The organism is Roseateles sp., assembly GCF_036404855.1.
Lineage (GTDB): Bacteria > Pseudomonadota > Gammaproteobacteria > Burkholderiales > Burkholderiaceae_C > Pelomonas.
Genome location: NZ_DASWYS010000155.1, coordinates 1 through 16,265, shown reverse-complemented (window position 1 = coordinate 16,265; position 16,265 = coordinate 1). Strand labels below are relative to the sequence as shown.

The 16,265-nt window shown below is 68.2% G+C and carries 18 protein-coding genes; 11 read left to right on the top strand and 7 right to left on the bottom strand.

Annotation, left to right across the window (positions count from 1 at the left end; translation table 11 throughout):
* The coding region (locus tag VGF12_RS10210) for an AI-2E family transporter (RefSeq protein WP_331175925.1) at window positions 1-800 on the bottom strand (800 nt) is incomplete at its 3' end.
* A 148-nt stretch (window positions 801-948) separates the two neighbouring features.
* Here VGF12_RS10210 and VGF12_RS10205 point away from each other — a divergent pair.
* Entirely contained in the window at window positions 949-1,284 is a 336-nt protein-coding gene (locus VGF12_RS10205) for a hypothetical protein (protein WP_331175924.1), read from the top strand.
* A 15-nt stretch (window positions 1,285-1,299) separates the two neighbouring features.
* Here VGF12_RS10205 and tyrS read toward each other — a convergent pair whose 3' ends face one another.
* The gene (tyrS, locus tag VGF12_RS10200; protein WP_331175923.1) at window positions 1,300-2,526 is read right to left on the bottom strand and encodes a tyrosine--tRNA ligase; all 1,227 of its coding nucleotides are present in this window, start codon (window positions 2,524-2,526) and stop codon (window positions 1,300-1,302) included.
* A 344-nt stretch (window positions 2,527-2,870) separates the two neighbouring features.
* Here tyrS and VGF12_RS10195 point away from each other — a divergent pair, with 344 nt between their 5' ends.
* The 4 genes from VGF12_RS10195 to VGF12_RS10180 are packed head-to-tail and all read left to right on the top strand — an operon-like array spanning window position 2,871 to window position 7,441.
* Window positions 2,871-4,136: a M23 family metallopeptidase gene (locus VGF12_RS10195; RefSeq protein WP_331175922.1), complete on the top strand. Its 1,266-nt coding sequence runs from the start codon at window positions 2,871-2,873 to the stop codon at window positions 4,134-4,136.
* A complete protein-coding gene (locus VGF12_RS10190; RefSeq protein WP_331175921.1) occupies window positions 4,117-5,229 on the top strand; it encodes an anhydro-N-acetylmuramic acid kinase in 1,113 nt (370 codons plus the stop codon). Before VGF12_RS10195 ends, VGF12_RS10190 begins: the two co-directional genes overlap by 20 nt.
* Before the next feature lie 35 nt (window positions 5,230-5,264).
* Complete coding sequence (locus tag VGF12_RS10185) at window positions 5,265-5,876, top strand: fused MFS/spermidine synthase (protein ID WP_331175920.1); 612 nt, start codon at window positions 5,265-5,267, stop codon at window positions 5,874-5,876.
* Entirely contained in the window at window positions 5,876-7,441 is a 1,566-nt protein-coding gene (locus VGF12_RS10180) for a fused MFS/spermidine synthase (RefSeq protein ID WP_331175919.1), read from the top strand. The genes VGF12_RS10185 and VGF12_RS10180 overlap by 1 nt, the downstream gene beginning before the upstream one ends.
* A 12-nt stretch (window positions 7,442-7,453) precedes the next feature.
* Here VGF12_RS10180 and mdtD read toward each other — a convergent pair whose 3' ends face one another.
* The 4 genes from mdtD to rplM all read right to left on the bottom strand — a co-directional run bounded on the left by mdtD (window position 7,454) and on the right by rplM (window position 10,253).
* Window positions 7,454-8,899 (bottom strand): multidrug transporter subunit MdtD, encoded by a 1,446-nt coding sequence (gene mdtD, locus VGF12_RS10175; RefSeq protein WP_331175918.1) that lies wholly within the window; start codon window positions 8,897-8,899, stop codon window positions 7,454-7,456.
* 60 nt (window positions 8,900-8,959) lie between these two features.
* Window positions 8,960-9,322 carry an iron-sulfur cluster insertion protein ErpA gene (gene erpA, locus VGF12_RS10170; protein WP_331175917.1) on the bottom strand — a complete coding sequence of 121 codons (363 nt, stop codon included), beginning with the start codon at window positions 9,320-9,322 and terminating at the stop codon, window positions 8,960-8,962.
* A 100-nt stretch (window positions 9,323-9,422) separates the two neighbouring features.
* Window positions 9,423-9,815, bottom strand: coding sequence for a 30S ribosomal protein S9 (rpsI, locus tag VGF12_RS10165; RefSeq protein WP_268148645.1), 393 nt, complete (start codon window positions 9,813-9,815; stop codon window positions 9,423-9,425).
* Window positions 9,816-9,824: 9 nt separating this feature from the next.
* Window positions 9,825-10,253 (bottom strand): 50S ribosomal protein L13, encoded by a 429-nt coding sequence (rplM, locus tag VGF12_RS10160; protein ID WP_088482271.1) that lies wholly within the window; start codon window positions 10,251-10,253, stop codon window positions 9,825-9,827.
* Window positions 10,254-10,487: 234 nt separating this feature from the next.
* Here rplM and VGF12_RS10155 point away from each other — a divergent pair, with 234 nt between their 5' ends.
* From VGF12_RS10155 to VGF12_RS10145, 3 genes are all read left to right on the top strand, one after another.
* The gene (locus VGF12_RS10155; RefSeq protein ID WP_331175916.1) at window positions 10,488-11,285 is read left to right on the top strand and encodes a GNAT family N-acetyltransferase; all 798 of its coding nucleotides are present in this window, start codon (window positions 10,488-10,490) and stop codon (window positions 11,283-11,285) included.
* A gap of 149 nt (window positions 11,286-11,434) precedes the next feature.
* On the top strand, window positions 11,435-12,289 hold the full coding sequence (locus VGF12_RS10150; RefSeq protein ID WP_331175915.1) for a DUF2726 domain-containing protein: 855 nt from the start codon (window positions 11,435-11,437) through the stop codon (window positions 12,287-12,289).
* 23 nt (window positions 12,290-12,312) lie between these two features.
* On the top strand, window positions 12,313-13,368 hold the full coding sequence (locus tag VGF12_RS10145) for a serine/threonine protein kinase (protein WP_331175914.1): 1,056 nt from the start codon (window positions 12,313-12,315) through the stop codon (window positions 13,366-13,368).
* Here VGF12_RS10145 and VGF12_RS10140 read toward each other — a convergent pair.
* Window positions 13,365-13,748 (bottom strand): YciI family protein, encoded by a 384-nt coding sequence (locus VGF12_RS10140; RefSeq protein ID WP_331175913.1) that lies wholly within the window; start codon window positions 13,746-13,748, stop codon window positions 13,365-13,367. The two genes, VGF12_RS10145 and VGF12_RS10140, sit on opposite strands and share 4 nt — an antisense overlap.
* 160 nt (window positions 13,749-13,908) lie before the next feature.
* Between VGF12_RS10140 and imuA the strand changes: the two genes are divergently transcribed.
* From imuA to VGF12_RS10125, 3 genes are all read left to right on the top strand, one after another.
* On the top strand, window positions 13,909-14,781 hold the full coding sequence (gene imuA / locus VGF12_RS10135) for a translesion DNA synthesis-associated protein ImuA (RefSeq protein WP_331175912.1): 873 nt from the start codon (window positions 13,909-13,911) through the stop codon (window positions 14,779-14,781).
* Window positions 14,750-16,042, top strand: coding sequence for a DNA polymerase Y family protein (locus VGF12_RS10130; RefSeq protein ID WP_331175911.1), 1,293 nt, complete (start codon window positions 14,750-14,752; stop codon window positions 16,040-16,042). Before imuA ends, VGF12_RS10130 begins: the two co-directional genes overlap by 32 nt.
* A partial coding sequence (locus tag VGF12_RS10125) for a PHP domain-containing protein (RefSeq protein WP_331175910.1) occupies window positions 16,039-16,265 on the top strand: 227 nt, incomplete at its 3' end. The genes VGF12_RS10130 and VGF12_RS10125, both read left to right, overlap by 4 nt.

Sequence of the window (16,265 nt, the reverse complement as noted above, 5' to 3'; positions counted from 1 at the left end):
GAGGCGAGGATGAAGAGCGCGACCAGCAGCACGATGGACAGCTTGGTGAGGAAGGACACGGCGCCCAGCGTCCCCGTCACCAGATAGCTGCGCACGTCGATCGCATGCTCGGGCGGGGTGGCCAAAGGCGCGTTCCTGGCCGGGTTGCGCGGCGACGCGGCCCTGGGGGCGCTGGGGACGCTGGGCGTGGCGGACGTGCCAGAGGCTGCGCTCGTGGACGCTGCAACGCTTGCGGCCGCCGTCAGGTCGTCCGCTGCCATGCGCACGCGCTCCAGCGTGGACTCTCGCCCGGCGATGCGTTGCGAGATCTCGCGCACCCGCTGCGTGACGGCAGGCACCGTGTCGATCAGCGCATCCACCTGCCCGCCCAACGCGGAGGCGCCCCAGGACAGCATGCCCACGATGACACACAGCAGCGCTGACGCGCCCAGCGCGCGCGGGACGCGCAGCCGCTGCAGCCGTGACACCAGCGGCGCGAGTGCATAGCTGAGGATGACGCCCGCCAGGATGGGCGCCATCACATCCCGCGACCACTGCAGCGCATACAGGCTCAGGATGGTTGCGATGACGGCCAGTGACAGGCCGCGCACGTCCACCGGCATGTGAAGCATCACCCGCTGCTGCTCGGCCAGCACCGGCTGCTGGGCCGTGCCGGCGGCCTCGCCCGCCTCGCCCACCTCGGGCGTCTCGGTTGCCGCCGGTACGGCGGCCTGCGCATGCGCTGCACCGTGCCATGACTTGGCGTCTTCGTCGCCGCCCGCCATGGGCGGGCGCTCCTGCAGCAACTGAGGATCCGACATCGCCGCCCCCTTGAAGTTGATTCATTGTGGGAGCGACGAATCCGTCTTGAACGCCTGCAGCGAGAAATCGGAATTGGCTGACAAGGCGGCTTCCTGTCCGCCTTCAGGCGATTCAGGCCCGCCGAAGAGCGCACGGACAATCCGCTCCATGCCTCGCCGACAGTCCCGCGATCACCACCACGTCTACGTCGTGCTGCTGTCCGAGCGCGTGTGGAACGAACCGGCCTTTCGCAAGGCCAACCCTCAGCACGACGTCGTCAAGCCCTGTCTCTACGTCGGCATGACCGGCCTGGACCCCGACCTGCGATTCGACCGGCACATGGCCGGCGTGCAGGCCAATCGCTTCGTGCTGAAGTATGGCGTGCGTCTGCTTCCGGAGCTCTATGAGTTCTACAACCCCATGCCCTACCGCGCGGCCTGCGAGCTGGAAGTGGAGCTGGCCGTGGGCCTGCGGCAAGCAGGCTACGCGGTGTGGCAGGCCTAGCGCTGGCGCGCTGCCTCAGCTCAAGACGACCCGCGCGAACTTGCGCTTGCCGACCTGCAGCACATGCTCCCCGGCATCGAGCTTCAGGCTCTTGTCCGACAGTACCTCGCCGGAGCGGCGCACCCCCCCCTGCTCGATCATGCGCAGGCCTTCGCTGGTCGATGCGACGAGGCCCGCCGCCTTCAGCACCTGGGCGATGCCTATCGGCGCACCGCTCAGGCGCACTTCCGGGATCTCGTCGGGAATGCCGCCCTTGGCCCGATTGTCGAAATCGGCCTCGGCCGCATCCGCCGCCGCGGCGCTATGGAAGCGCGCCGTGATCTCCTTGGCCAGCATGACCTTGGCGTCCTTGGGGTTGCGCCCCCCCGCGACCTCGGCCTTCAACGCCGCGATCTCGGCCATGGACTTGAAGGACAGCAGCTCGAACCACTTCCACATCTGCACATCGCTGATCGACAGGATCTTCGCGAACATGCTGTTGGCCGGCTCGGTGATGCCGACGTAGTTGTTCTTGGACTTGGACATCTTCTCGACGCCGTCCAGGCCCTCCAACAGAGGCATGGTCAAGATGCACTGCGGCTCCTGGCCGTACTCCTGCTGCAGGTGGCGACCCATCAGCAAGTTGAACTTCTGGTCGGTCCCGCCCAGCTCCAGGTCGCTCTTCAACGCCACCGAGTCGTAGCCTTGCATCAGCGGGTAGAGGAACTCGTGGACCGAGATGGGCGTGTTGCTCTGGAAGCGCTTGGTGAAGTCGTCGCGCTCCATCATGCGGGCGACCGTGTACTTGCTGGCCAGTTGGATCATGCCGGCCGCCCCCAGGGGTTCGCTCCATTCGGAGTTGTAGCGAATCTCGGTGCGCGCCGGATCCAGCACGAGCTTGGCCTGGGCGTAGTAGGTCTCGGCGTTGGCCAGCACCTGTTCCTTGGTGAGCGGCGGACGCGTCGCGTTGCGCCCGGACGGGTCGCCGATCAGCGAGGTGAAGTCGCCGATCAGGAAGATGACCTGGTGGCCCAGGTCCTGCAGCTGGCGCATCTTGTTCAATACCACGGTGTGACCGACGTGGATGTCGGGAGCCGTCGGGTCCAGGCCCAGCTTGATGCGCAGCGGCACGCCCGTCGCGGCGGAGCGGGCCAGCTTCTTGGTCCATTCGGCCTCGGGAAGCAGCTCGTCGACACCGCGACGCGTGATGGCCAGGGCCTCGAGGACGGCATCGGTGACGGGAAATTGGAGGGCGTCGGACATGGCGCAGCGCGTTCGGCAACAAGCCGAACGAAAGTGTTAAGTTATTGATCCATCGGGGTAAACCGGCATGCCTGGCAAGACAAAGCCGTTAGAATTCACCCTTCGAATCGGGGGTGTTGCTTCAACACAACCGTCAGGATTTTAAGGCCGCCTCGTTGCTGGCCCTCGCGTGGAACCGGCCTAGCCGGGATTGCCCCAGCGACAACCCCGGGATGCCGAGCGTGACCGCAGTCCAGAAACGTCTCCATCAGCTTCGAACAGCGCTGAAAAGCGCGGAAACCTTTGCAGCCAGGCACCCTCGCGCGCTGACCTCCGCCGTGGTCGGCACGCTGAGCTGCTTTGCCGTGACCGCCTTTGGCATCGCGCCCCTGGCGCCGGATGCCGCCGAACTGCCCCGCCGCACCCTGGTTGAGACCGTGCCGATGGCCGACATCTCGGCCCAACTCGACGAGCTGGCCAGCCATGCCATCGGCCTGACCCGCGCCGAGGCCACCCGCTCTAGCGACACCCCGGACAGCTTGCTCAAGCGCGCGGGCGCCTTCGACCCCGCCGCGGCTGCCTTCCTGCGCACCGACCCGCTGGCCCGCCGCGTCTTCCAGGGCCGCGCCGGCAAGATGGTTCACCTGACGGCAGATGCCTCGGGCCAGGTGCAGAAGATCGTCGTTCGCTTTCCCGCAGAGAAGGTCGAACAGCAAGGTAGTCATTTCACGCGGCTGACCATCGCCCGCGACGGCACCCGCTTCAGCGCCAGCACCGAGACCGCGCCGCTGCAAGCCCAGGTCGCCCTGGGCAGCGGCACCATCCGCACTTCGCTGTTCGCCGCCACCGACGACGCCAACATCCCCGACGCCGTCGCCTCGCAGATGGCGGACATGTTCTCCGGCGATATCGACTTTCACCGCGAGCTGCGCAAGGGCGACCGCTTCAGCATCGTCTACGAGGTCCTGACCGCCGACGGCGAACCCATCCATTGGGACGGCGGCGTCGGCCGCCTGCTGGCCGGCGAATTCACGAACAACGGCAAGACCTACTCGGCGGTCTATTTCAAGGACGGCGCCACCGGCAAGGCCAGCTTCTACGGCTTCGACGGCCAGAGCAAGCGCCGCGCCTTCCTGTCCAGTCCAATGGAGTTCTCGCGCATCACCTCCGGCTTCGCGATGCGCTTTCACCCCATCATGCAGACATGGCGCCAGCACAACGGCGTCGACTACGGCGCACCGACCGGTACGGCCGTGCGCTCCGTGGGTGACGGCACCGTCGAGGTGGCCGGCTGGCAGAACGGCTTCGGCAACGTCGTGCAGGTGCGCCACAGCGGCGACCGCAGCACCGTCTACGCCCACCTCAGCAAGATCGACGTGAAGAAGGGCCAGCGCATCGAGCAGGGCCAGCGCATCGGCGCCGTCGGTTCGACCGGCTGGGCCACCGGCCCGCACCTGCACTTCGAGTTCCGCGTGGGCGGCCGCCACATGGATCCGCGCGCCATTGCCCGCGCGTCCGAGGCCGTCAACCTGCCCGGCTACGCCAGGGCGCAGTTCCAGCAGACCGTCGCCAGCCTCAAGACCCAGCTGGCCGTCGCCGAAACGATGGACGGTGTCTCTGCAGCCGACTGAGCCGCGCCGGCTCTACATCGGGCTGATGTCGGGCACGTCGCTCGACGGGGTTGATGGCGTGCTCTTCGATGCCGATGCGCTGGCGGTCAACGGCCATGTGCACGCGCCCTTCCCCCCAGCGCTGCGCGATGAGCTGCTGGCACTGAACGCGCCTGGCGTCAACGAGCTGCACCGGGCTGCACAGGCTGCCAACGCGGTGGCGCGGGCCTATGCCGACGTCGTCTCGCAGTTGCTTGAGGCAACGGGCACGCGCCGCGGGCAAGTGGCCGCCCTGGGCGCCCACGGCCAGACCGTGCGCCACCAGCCCGGTGGCTTCGACGCCTACACGACCCAGTTGCTCAACGGCGCGCTGCTGGCCGAGCAGGCAGGCATCGACGTGATCTGCGACCTGCGCAGCCGCGACGTCGCCGCAGGCGGCCAGGGAGCACCGTTGGTGCCGGCCTTCCATCGTGCCGTGTTCGGCAATTCGGGACAGGACGCCGCTGCGCTGAACCTGGGCGGCATCAGCAACCTTAGCCTGCTGTTCGCCGATGGCCGCACCGGCGGCTTCGACTGTGGGCCGGCCAACTGCCTGATGGACGGTTGGATTGCCCGCCACCGCGGCCTTGCCTACGACGCCGACGGTGCCTGGGCCGCCACGGGCCGCGTGCTGCCCGAACTGCTGGCCACGCTGCTGGCCGAGCCCTACTTTCAGCTGCCGGCGCCCAAGAGCACCGGACGTGATCTGTTCCACCTCGCCTGGCTGGACGCCAAGCTCACGCCCGGGCTCGCCCCCGAAGACGTGCAGGCCACGCTGCTGGAGCTGAGCGCCCGCTGCGTGGTCGATGACCTGAAGGCACAGATGCCCGCCGCTCGCACGCTGATCGCCTGCGGCGGCGGCGCACTCAACGGCCGATTGATGCTGCGCCTGGCCGAGTTGTTGCCGGGGCTGAAAGTGCAGTCCAGCGCACAGCGCGGCCTGCCGGTCGACCAGGTCGAGGCCGCTGCATTCGCATGGCTGGCGCATCGCTTCGTCGAGCGCCTGCCCGGCAATCTGCCGGCCGTGACCGGCGCGGCCGGCCCGCGGCTGCTGGGAGCGCTTTACCCGGCCTAGATTTCCCGCGACCAGCCTCCCTCCGGAGTCCAGCCTTGAGAACAGCCGCCCCCGCTGCGTCACTGCCCATTGCCGCAGCTTTCTTCCTGTCCGGCTTCGCCGCGCTGGTCTACCAGTTGGCCTGGCAACGCTTGCTTTTCGTGATGGTCGGCGTGGACATCGAGTCGGTCACCATCATCGTCTCGACGTTCATGCTGGGCCTGGGGCTGGGCGCCGTGCTCGGCGGGTGGCTGGCGGATCGCTGGCCCACGCGCATCCTGCTGGCCTTTTGCATATTCGAGGCCGCGATCGCCCTCTACGGGCTCGCAAGCGTCGACTTGCTGCAGACCTGCGCCGCACTGTTCGCAGGCCTGTCGCGCGCTGCCGCAGCCACGCTGAGCTTCGGGTTGCTGATCCTTCCGACGATCTGCATGGGCGCCACGCTGCCCATGCTGGTCGCCCATGCCTGGCAACGCTCGGGCAACGTCGGCGTCTCCACCGGTGCGCTGTACTTCGTCAACACACTGGGTGCTGCCTGCGGGGCCTTCGCGATCGGCTTCCTGCTGCTGTATTGGATGGACTTGCGCCAGGCGGTCTGGCTGGCGGCCGGACTCAACGGCACAGCCAGCCTGGTAGTGGCTGGCGCACTACGCAGGAGGGTCGCCTGATGCGTCGCTTCGCCTGGGTCCTGTCCTTCAGCGTGGGCTTGCTGTCGCTCAGTCAGGAGATTCTGTGGGTGCGTCTGCTCGGCTTTGGCCAGCAGGGGCGGCCCCAGGCCTTTGCCCTGGTGCTGGTCGCGTTCCTGCTGGGCATCTCTCTGGGCGCCGTCGTGGGCCGGCGCATTTGTGCACGCAGCCCGGAGCTGCTCGCATCGGCGGCACGCGTGCTCTGCTGGGCCGCCGCGCTGGACGTGATGGCCCTGCAGTTGGCGGCCCCCCTGCTGGGCTACACGCCCGCACGACTCGGCGCGTTGATGCTGCTGATCGCGTTGACCGCCGGCGCCAAGGGCGTGCTTTTCCCCATCGTTCACCACCTCGGCTCCAACACAGCGCGGGCCGGCCTTGGCCGTTCGGTCTCGCATGTCTACCTGGCCAACGTGCTGGGTTCTGCGCTGGGGCCCCTGCTCACCGGCTTCTGGCTGCTGGACCAGCTGCGCGTGGAGAGCGCCTGGGCCGTGGTGGTCGCCGGCACCGCGTTGCTGGCGCTGGCCTGCTTGCTGGCCGCGCCGCAGCGCCGTGCCAGCTGGTTCGTGCTGCCCGTGTTGCTGTCGGGGTTGGGGGTCGGCCTCGTGGCCTGGCCGGTGAAGGTCATCGACAAGGTCGCCGACATCGGGGATGACAAGTACCCCCTGGGGCAGGTGATCCAGAACAAGCACGGCATCCTGCACACGGTCTTCCGGCCCGAAGGCGACATCACCTTCGGCGGCAATGCCTACGACGGGCGGATCAACGTCGACATGGGCCTCAACTCGAACATGCTCGACCGCGCCTACTTGATGGCGACTCTGCACCCGCAGCCGCGCCGCGTGTTGGTGATCGGCCTGTCGACCGGTGCCTGGGCTCGCACCATCCTCGGCTTCCCCGGCATCGAGAAGATGGACATCGTCGAGATCAACCCCGGCTACCGCACGCTGATCGCCAGCCACCCCTCGGTGGCGCCGGTGCTGAATGATCCACGCGTGAGCCTGCACATCGACGATGGCCGGCGCTGGCTGCGTGCCCACCGCGGCGAGCGCTACGACCTGGTCTTCCAGAACACGACCTTCCATTGGCGGGCATACACCAGCCTGCTGCTGTCGCGCGACTACATGCGGGAGCTGCAACAGCACCTGGCGCCGGGTGGCATCGTGGCGATGAACACGACAGACAGCCTGGACGCCTACGCCACCGCGTTGGCCGTCTTCGATCACGTCGTCCGCTACAGCAACTTCGCCTACATGAGCGATCAGCCGCTGCAGCGTCGGCCCGATGCGGAGGCCGTCCTGCGGGCCAGCCGGATCGGTGACCGGCCGAGCTTCGACGACAAGCTGTTTGCGCCACGAGGTGTCGCGTGGCGGCTGCTCAACACGCCGCTGCTGGACGCGCGGGAGCATCTGCGCATGAGCCAACCCGTCGAGCCGCCGGGCGTCATCACCGACCTCAACATGCTCAACGAGTACCGGCACGGCCTGGCGCCACTTTTCGGCTGGCTAGCGCCCGTGCTACCAGCCTCGCCCCGGGGTGACGGGAACTAGCGCCGTTGGCGCTCAGCCGGCCTCGGGCACGTCCCGCTCGGCCGGCACGACGCGGCTGTCGGCCGGCGCGAGCTGCCAGAAGATGCCGGCCGACGCGATGGTGATCAGGGCCATGGTCGCAAAGGTGGCACGGAAGGATGACAACGTCCGCACACCCTCGCCGCCGAAGTAGGCGGTGAACGCAGCTAGCACGGCACCGGCCGCGGCAACGCCCATGCCCATGGCCAGCATCTGCACCATGGACAGCAGGCTGTTGCCGCTGCTGGCCATCGCGGGGCCGAGATCCTTCAGCGTCAGCGTGTTCATCGCCGTGAACTGCAGGGAGTTCACGGCGCCAAAGAGGGCCAACTGCGCGATACGCACGGCGAGCGGCTGATCGGGCGACGAGAACGCAAAGCTGGCCATCGTCAGGCCGACGAGCAGCGTATTGACAACCAGCACGAGACGATAGCCATGGCGCGTGATCAGGGGCGTCGTCAGCTTTTTCATCGACATGCTGGCGATGGCAACCGGCAGCATCATCATGCCGGCCTGCGCGGGCGAATAGCCCATGGTCACCTGCAGCAGCAGCGGGATCAGGAACGGCATGCAGGAGCTGCCCAGCCGCGAGAACAGGTTGCCCAGCAGTCCGATACGCAGTGAGCCGACCTGAAACAGCCTGGGCGAGAACAGCGGGTCGGGCCGACGCAGCGCATGCAGCCAGTAAGCCGCCAGGCTGGCCAGGCCGAAGATCATCAGCACGAGGACGGACGCCTGGCGCAGGCCCAGGCCGGAGAGACCGTCCAGCGCCAGCGACAGCGCCACCATGCCGAAGGCCAGCAGCAGGTAGCCCGCCAGGTCGAAACGACCCACCGCCTCAGTCGACGGCGCCGGCATGTAGCGCAGCGTCGCCAGCGCGCCGATGACGCCCACGGGCACGTTGATGAGGAAGATCCAGTGCCAGGACGCTACCTCGACGAGCCAGCCACCCAGCGTCGGGCCGACGAGCGGTCCCACGAGGCCAGGGATGGCTACGAAGCTCATCGCCTGCAGAAAGCGCTCGCGCGGGAAGGTCCTGAGCACGACCAACCGGCCCACCGGCAGCAGCAGCGCGCCACCCAGCCCCTGCACGACACGCGCCGAGACGAGCAGGGTCAAGTTGCTCGCGACTGCGCACAGCACCGAGCCCAGCACGAAGAGCAGGATGGCGGCGACATAGATGCGCCGCATGCCAAAGCGGTCAGCCATCCAGCCCGAGGCCGGGATCAGCATCGCCATCGTCAGCGAGTAGGCCACGACAACGGATTGCATGCGCAGCGGGCTCTCGCCCAGGCTGGCCGCCATCGCCGGCAGCGCCGTATTGACGATGGTGGCGTCCAGCGTCTGCATGAAGAAGCCGATCGCCACCAGCCACAGCAGCAGCTTCAGCGACCGCTCCTGCTGCGGGTCCGTGGAAGGGGGCGTCAGTTGCGAGGCCATGGCTCAAAAACACAAAAGCCGCCCAAGGGCGGCTTTCACAAGGTGGTGCGCGACACGCGCTCAGACCGAGAAGCTCGATCCGCAGCCGCAGGTGGTCGTCGCGTTGGGGTTCTTGATGACGAACTGGGCGCCCTGCAGATCTTCCTTGTAGTCGATCTCAGCACCCATCAGGTACTGCAGGCTCATGGAGTCAATCAGCAGCGTCACGCCGTTCTTGACCATCTGCGTGTCGTCGTCGTTGACGGCCTCGTCGAAGGTGAAGCCGTACTGGAAGCCAGAGCAGCCGCCGCCCTGCACGAAGACGCGCAGCTTCAGGTCCGGGTTGCCTTCCTCAGCCACCAGGTCACGCACCTTGTCAGCGGCGCTGTCGGTGAAGACCAGGGGCACGGGGATGTCGGTGGGGGTATCAAGCACGGCGCTCATGGCGGGCTCCTGTGAATCTGTTCGAACACGAATATGGGGATTGTCGGCGCAAAAACAAAAGGCCGCATGGAGCGGCCTTTTGATGTCGAAGCGCAAAAAATTAACGCTTGCTGAACTGCTTGCGGCGACGGGCGCCGTGCAGACCGACCTTCTTACGCTCAACTTCACGCGCGTCACGCGTGACAAAGCCGGCGCGGCTCAGTTCGGGCTTCAGGGTAGCGTCGTAATCGATCAGCGCGCGGGTGATGCCCAGGCGCAGGGCGCCGGCTTGGCCGGATTCGCCACCACCGTGCACGTTCACCTTGATGTCGAAGGCCTCGCCATTGTTCGTCAGCAGCAGGGGCTGCTTGGCGATCATGATGGAGGTCTGACGACCGAAGTAAGCGTCGATGGCCTTGCCGTTGACGATGATCTGGCCCGTGCCCTTCTTGATGAAGACGCGAGCGACCGACGACTTGCGGCGGCCAGTACCGTAATTCCAGTTTCCGATCATGGCCGTTCCTTAGATCTCGAGAGCCTTGGGCTGCTGAGCGGTGTGCGGGTGCGTGGGACCTGCGTAGACCTTCAGCTTCTTGACCATGGCATAACCCAGCGGGCCCTTGGGCAGCATGCCCTTGACGGCCTTCTCCAGCGCGCGGCCGGGGTGCTTGGCTTGCATGTCCTTGAACTTCGTGGCGTAGATGCCGCCAGGGAAGCCGCTGTGACGGTAGTACACCTTGTCGGTGGCCTTGTTGCCGGTCACACGGAGCTTGTCAGCATTGACGATGACGATGAAATCACCGGTGTCGACGTGAGGCGTGTAGATGGCCTTGTGCTTGCCGCGCAAACGGAGTGCCACTTCGCTGGCAACACGTCCGAGCACCTTGTCGGTGGCGTCAATCACAAACCACTCGTGCGTCACCTCGGCCGGCTTGGCGCTGAAGGTCTTCATGAGAGTTGCTTTCGCTACGCCGGCCTCGATGAGGAAGCCGGCAATGGATGGCTGAAACTTCGACCGGCCTCGGTGCTGTGTCTGTTGCACAACCTCTCGGCGCAGCGCGCTTGACGCGCGCCTGCGGCCCCTTTCCCGCAGCCTTTTGACGGAAAAGCCCACGAGTGTAGCAGCTCGTCCGGTGGTTTGAAAGGCCTCGGCGCGTTACCCTTGGCATATCCACCCGGCCAAGCCATGCCCCGCAAACCGCCCGCCGCCCCCACCCCCCCGCCTGTGGAACCGGCGGGCGATTGGGATCACGAGCTGTCGGCCTTCGGCCCGGATCCGAATGCGCCGGCTGCCGCGTCCGAATCGAGCAGCCCCCTGGCAGGGGCCCGGGCCGCGCTGGAACGCCTGTCGACCTGGGTGCCCATCCGCTCCCTGGCCCGCCGCCACCGGCGCCGCATCGCCGAGCACCTGCTCGCGCTGGACGCCCAGGACCGCTATCTGCGTTTCGGCTACCCAGCTTCGGACGAGCAGATCCACAAGTACGCCCTCGGCATCGACTTCAATCGCGACGAGGTCCTGGGCATCTTCAACCGCCACCTGCAACTGACCGCACTGGCCCACCTGGCCTATGGCCAGTCGCTACCGGGCGAACCCGACCGCGCGATGGCCGAGTTCGGCGTCTCCGTGTTGCCTCAGTCGCGCGGCCGGGGCCTGGGCCGGCGCCTGTTCGACACGGCCGCCCTGCACGCCCGCAACCGCGGCATCGACACCCTCTTCATCCACGCTTTGAGCGAGAACCGTCCCATGCTGCGCATCGCCACGGCCGCCGGCGCCATCGTCGAGCGCGACGGCGGCGAGTCCGCAGCCTGGCTGCGTCTGCCGCCGGACTCCTTCGGCTCCCAGGTCGAACAGGCCCTGGAGCGGCATCTGGGCGAACTGGACTTCCAGTTCAAGCGTCAGGCCCAGGTGCTGAGCGGCTTCGTTGACAGCGTGGCCGAGGTCAAGGCTCATTTCGAATCACCAGGCCGGGCCGCCAAGGAATAAATGATTCCCTGACATCCCTGCCCCTGGACATGCTCCCCCTCAGCTCCGGGGGAATCGGGACTTGCGAGTAATGCCTTTAGGGGACGCTGCGCTACATTGCCCGACCATTGCGCCGAGGATCGGCGTCGCCGCCGAACTCCTCGAGGGACATGCCGTACGCCATCTATTGGATCGCCGCCCTGGCTGTTTGCGTCCTGGGTCTGGCCATCAGCCTGATCTGGGCCTTGCGGCGGCCGGCGTACGCCAATAAAGGATTGCCGGCGGAGTGGTCACTCACAGCCCGCCCGGTTTTCACGACTGACGAGCGGCGCGTCTTCCGTCTGCTGCGCGAGGCCCTGCCCCATCACGTCGTACTGTCCAAGCTACCGCTGGTGCGCTTTTGCCAGCCGACCGAGGCCAAGGAAGTGCGCTACTGGTTCGACTTGCTCGGCGCCTCCCACGTGACCTTCGCCGTCTGCAGCCCCAACGGGCGCGTGCTGGCGGCCATCGACCTGGAAGGCGAGCGGGGCGTCACGCCGCGCAGCCTGCAGATCAAGCATGCTGTGCTGTCGGCCTGCCGCGTGCGCTATCTGCGCTGCGCGATGGACCAGCTTCCCAGCGTTGCCGAACTGCAGCTCCTCGTGCCCCAGGGCAGCAACCCACGCGGCCCGCTGCCAGCACCCGCCGCAATGCCGGGTCTGCCACGTCGCCGCGCCAGCACGGGCGAGGATGAATTCGGCAGCGACTGGGGCCAGTTCTCCCAGCCCCTGCCGCTGTGGCAGGACGCCAGCGTCTTCGGCGGCGTCGAGGGCTATGGCGAGCGCTACCCGCGTGCGCCGGTCCAGACCGCGCCGCCCCAGCCGCAGCGACGCCTGTCCGCGCGCGACCTCGACCCCACCCCGCGCTACAGCCCGCGCAATTTGCCCGTGCTGGATGACGCCGACGACGAGGCCATGCTCGACGACATCGTCGGTGTTGTCGTCGACGCACCGCGCTACGCCACCCAGCGCCCCCGCAGGGGTTGAGCCGATCCGGCGACACTCGCCGGATGCACCACGCGACCCCTGACCTCAGCTTCGGCGACCTGACGCCGGAGTTCATGCTTGACGCCCTAGACGCCGCCGGCCTGCGCGCCGACGGCCGACTGCTGCAGCTCAACTCCTTCGAGAACCGCGTGCTGATGCTGCACCTGGAGGACGGCCGAGCGGCCGTCGCCAAGTTCTACCGCCCGGCGCGCTGGAGCGACGCCCAGATCCTCGAGGAGCACGGCTTCGCCGCCGAACTCGCCGCTGCCGAGGTGCCCGTGGCCGCACCGTGGCCGCTGGCCGGCGGCCCCACGCTGTTCCACCATCAGGGCCAACGGCTGGCCGTCACGCCGCGCCAGGGAGGCCGCGGTCCCGAGCTGGAAGACCCCGAAGTGCTGCGCTGGATAGGCCGGCTGCTGGCCCGCCTGCATGGCGTCGGCCGCAGCAAGCCCTTTGCCGAGCGCCTGTCCTGGGCCAGCGCCTCGCCGGCCCAGACCGCCCGCGACTGGCTGATGGCCAACGATGCCATCCCGCCCGAGATCGCCCCCTCCTGGGACGACGCCGCGCAGCGCTGCATCGCCGCGATCCAGGCCGCCTTCGACAGCCTGCCCGACCTGCAGCTGACCCGCCTGCACGGCGACTGCCACCCCGGCAATATCCTGTGGACGCCCGACCGCGGCCCGCATTTCGTGGATCTGGACGACGCCGTCATGGGCCCGGTGGTGCAGGACCTGTGGATGCTGTTGCCCAGCTCCAATGAAGAGCCCGATGCCGCACGGCATCTGCTCAACGCCGTGCTGGACGGCTACGAGCAGATCGCCGAGTTCGACGATCGCGAGCTGCGCCTCATCGAGCCCCTGCGAACGCTGCGCATGATCCACCACAGCGCCTGGCTGGCGCGCCGCTGGGGCGACCCGGCCTTCCCGCTCGCGTTCCCTTGGTTCGGCACGCCCAACTATTGGCTGGACCAGGTCGCCAAGCTGCGCGAGCAGTTGGAGGCGATGAAGCCCAAGGACTCGCCCCCGACGCTCGTGCGAGACGAAGACGTGGCGGACTTCGACGGCGACGGCTTCGCCTAACGCCAGTTGGCGGGGGTCTCGTTGGTCGGCACCGTCACGTGAGCGCGGGTGGCGTCCAGCGGGCGAATCTCCAGCGTCAGGCCGAACCGCAGGCAGGGGTTCTCGGCGCCAATCGCCGCGGCCTGCTCCAGCGTCTCGGCAACGATGAACCAGTAACCGCCCACCCATTCCTTGGTCTCCGCAAACGGGCCGTCCGTGACCAGGCCCTGCGCGACGATGCGCGCGCCCTGCTCCAGGCGACTGCCGGGCTTGAGCCGCCCCTCGGCCAGGCCCTGCTCGTACCAGACGTAGAAAGCGTCGATGGCGCGCTGCACCTCCTGCGGGCGGGCATCTGCGCTCCACTGACCACGGGAGAGAACCAGATAGTCGTTCATCGGCATGAGGCAGGCTCCTGAAAAGACGGTTGTCGGCAGAACGGGAAGGCCTGGAATGCTAGCCGCCCGACAGGTCGACGGGTAGAAAATACTGGATACAACAACAGTATTGTGGTCTCATTCAGGCTCCGGCTCCTTCCCTCCGATCCGCCTCTGCCGCCCGGCCATGTCGACCGCTTCCGCCCCCCTGCCTATCCCCGTCGCCCCTCCCTGCAGTCTTGCACTGTTGGCCGAGAAGCGCGGTGGGTTGTCGCTTGATGACGCCCGCCTGCAGGGCCGGCTGTGGCGCGGCAGCAGCCTGAGCGCTGCCGTCGACCTGACACTGCCCAGCGGCTTCGCGGCGCTGGACGCCGAGCTGCCCGGTGGCGGGTGGCCGCTGCAGGCCGTCACCGAGCTGCTGATGCCGCAATTCGGCATACTGGAGTGGCGGCTGCTGGCGCCGGCCCTGCGAGGTTGGTGGGCGGCCCAAGCCCCGTCGGCCGCAGCACCAGGTCCCAAGGGGCGCACTGCCCCGCCCGCACTGCGCTCGCTGCTGCTCGTCAATCCGCCGCACACGCCGCATCTGCCAGGCCTGCAGGCGCTGGGGCTGCCGCCGTCAGCACTGGTCTGGGTGAAGGCCGCAACACCGGCCCAGCAGCTCTGGACGGCCGAGCAGGCCATCAAGTCGCGCGTGGCCGTGGTGGCCTGGCTGCCCGAGGCGCGACCGGAGCAGATCCGGCGGTTGCAGGTCAATGCGCTGGGTTCGGACGCGCCGGCCTTTGTGGTGCGGCCGGAGCGCGTCGCCCAGCAGTCCTCGGCCGCGCCGCTGCGCGCCATCGTGCAACCCGGTGAAACCTGGCAACTGCAACTCCACCTGCTCAAGCGCCGCGGCCCGGCTCACGAGGGCTGGCTGCAGCTCCTTGCCGTGCCGGATGCGGTCGAGCCGCTGCTGACGGCAGCCAGGCGGCAGGCCCAGCCGGCACCGGCTCCTGCGCTCACGTCAGCCAGTCCACCGACGGAGCGCGCCGATGCGCTGGCTCGCACTGTGCTGCACGCCTGATGCGCCCGCCGGTGACGTCGACGCCCTGGCTTGGCTGGCGCTGAGCTTCACGCCGCGCGTCACCCGGCTGGAGGAGGCGGTCGTCGCCGAGATGTCGGCCAGCCTGCGGCTGTTCCGCGGGGCGCGCGCGCTGCGACTGCGACTGCATGCCGAAGCCGAGCAGGCCGGTCTGGCCCTGGGCGCCACAGCCTGGGCGCCAACCGCACTGGCGGCGCTCGCACTGGCTCGCTGCCCTGACGCACCGCGGCAGGGTCGGCTCTGCGAAAGGCTGGACGCCTTGCCACCAACGGCCCTCTCCGCCGCCCATGTCCACCACGCCATGCTGGCCCGCCTGGGGTGCCAGCGCCTGGGCGCGCTGCGCCGGCTGCCACGTGCGGCGCTCGCCAAACGCTTCGGTCCCGCGCTGCTGACGGCACTGGACCAGGCCTATGGTGACCTGCCCGAGGTGCACGACTGGCTGACACTGCCCGACCGCTTCGACGCACGCCTGGAGCTGCCCTACCGCGTCGAGCATGCGCCGGTACTGCTGAACTTTGCCGAACAACTGCTGCGCCAGCTCTGCGCCTTCCTTGCCGCGCGCCACGCAGGGGTGCGTGCGTTGCGCCTGGCCTGGCAGCACGACGCGATGCGTGCGCGCGACGTGGCCGGCAGCGGTGAGCTGACCCTGTCCACGGCCGACACGACTCGCGACCTGCGCCGCCTCACGCGCCTGCTGGGCGAGCACCTGTCCCGCACGACGCTGGCCGCGCCGGCAGGCGAGATCAGCCTGAGCGCCGACACCGTGCTGCCGCTGCAAGAACTGAGCGTCGGCCTGCTGCCCGGCGCCAGCGAGCCGCAGGAACGCACGACGACGAACGCGCTGCTGGAGCGGCTTTCCGTACGGCTGGGCGCCGATCATGTGCTCGAGGGCCGCCTGCACGAGGACCATCGCCTGGACCGCATGCAGAGCTGGCACCCCTGGCCCGCAGCCGCATCCCCGCCGGTGCGCCGTGCGCCGGGCCCCCAGCCCACCTGGCTCATCGAACCTCCTCAGCCGCTGCGCTGCGATGCACGCGAGCAACCCGTCTACTGCGGGCCGCTGAGCCGCGTCAGCGGCCCGCACCGCATCGAGGCCGGCTGGTGGGACTGCAGCGGTCTGCAGACGCGCGACTACTACGTCTATCGCAGCGCTGCGCGGGGGCTGCTGTGGGTCTACCGCGAACGCCTGCCGGATGCGGCGGCGGTCACCTCGGGCTGGTTTCTTCACGGCGCGTTCGCATGAGCCCCCCCCTGTCCAATCGCGATGCGCACTTGCATGAGTTGCGCCAGCCCCACGAGTTGCCACGCTACGCCGAGCTGCACTGTCTGACGGCTTTCAGCTTCCTGCGTGGCGCCTCCGAGCCGCAGGAGCTGGTGGAACGCGCCATCACGCAGGGCTACGAGGCGCTGGCCATCACCGACGAGTGCTCGCTGGCCGGCGTCGTTCGCGCGCACAAGCAGCTCCG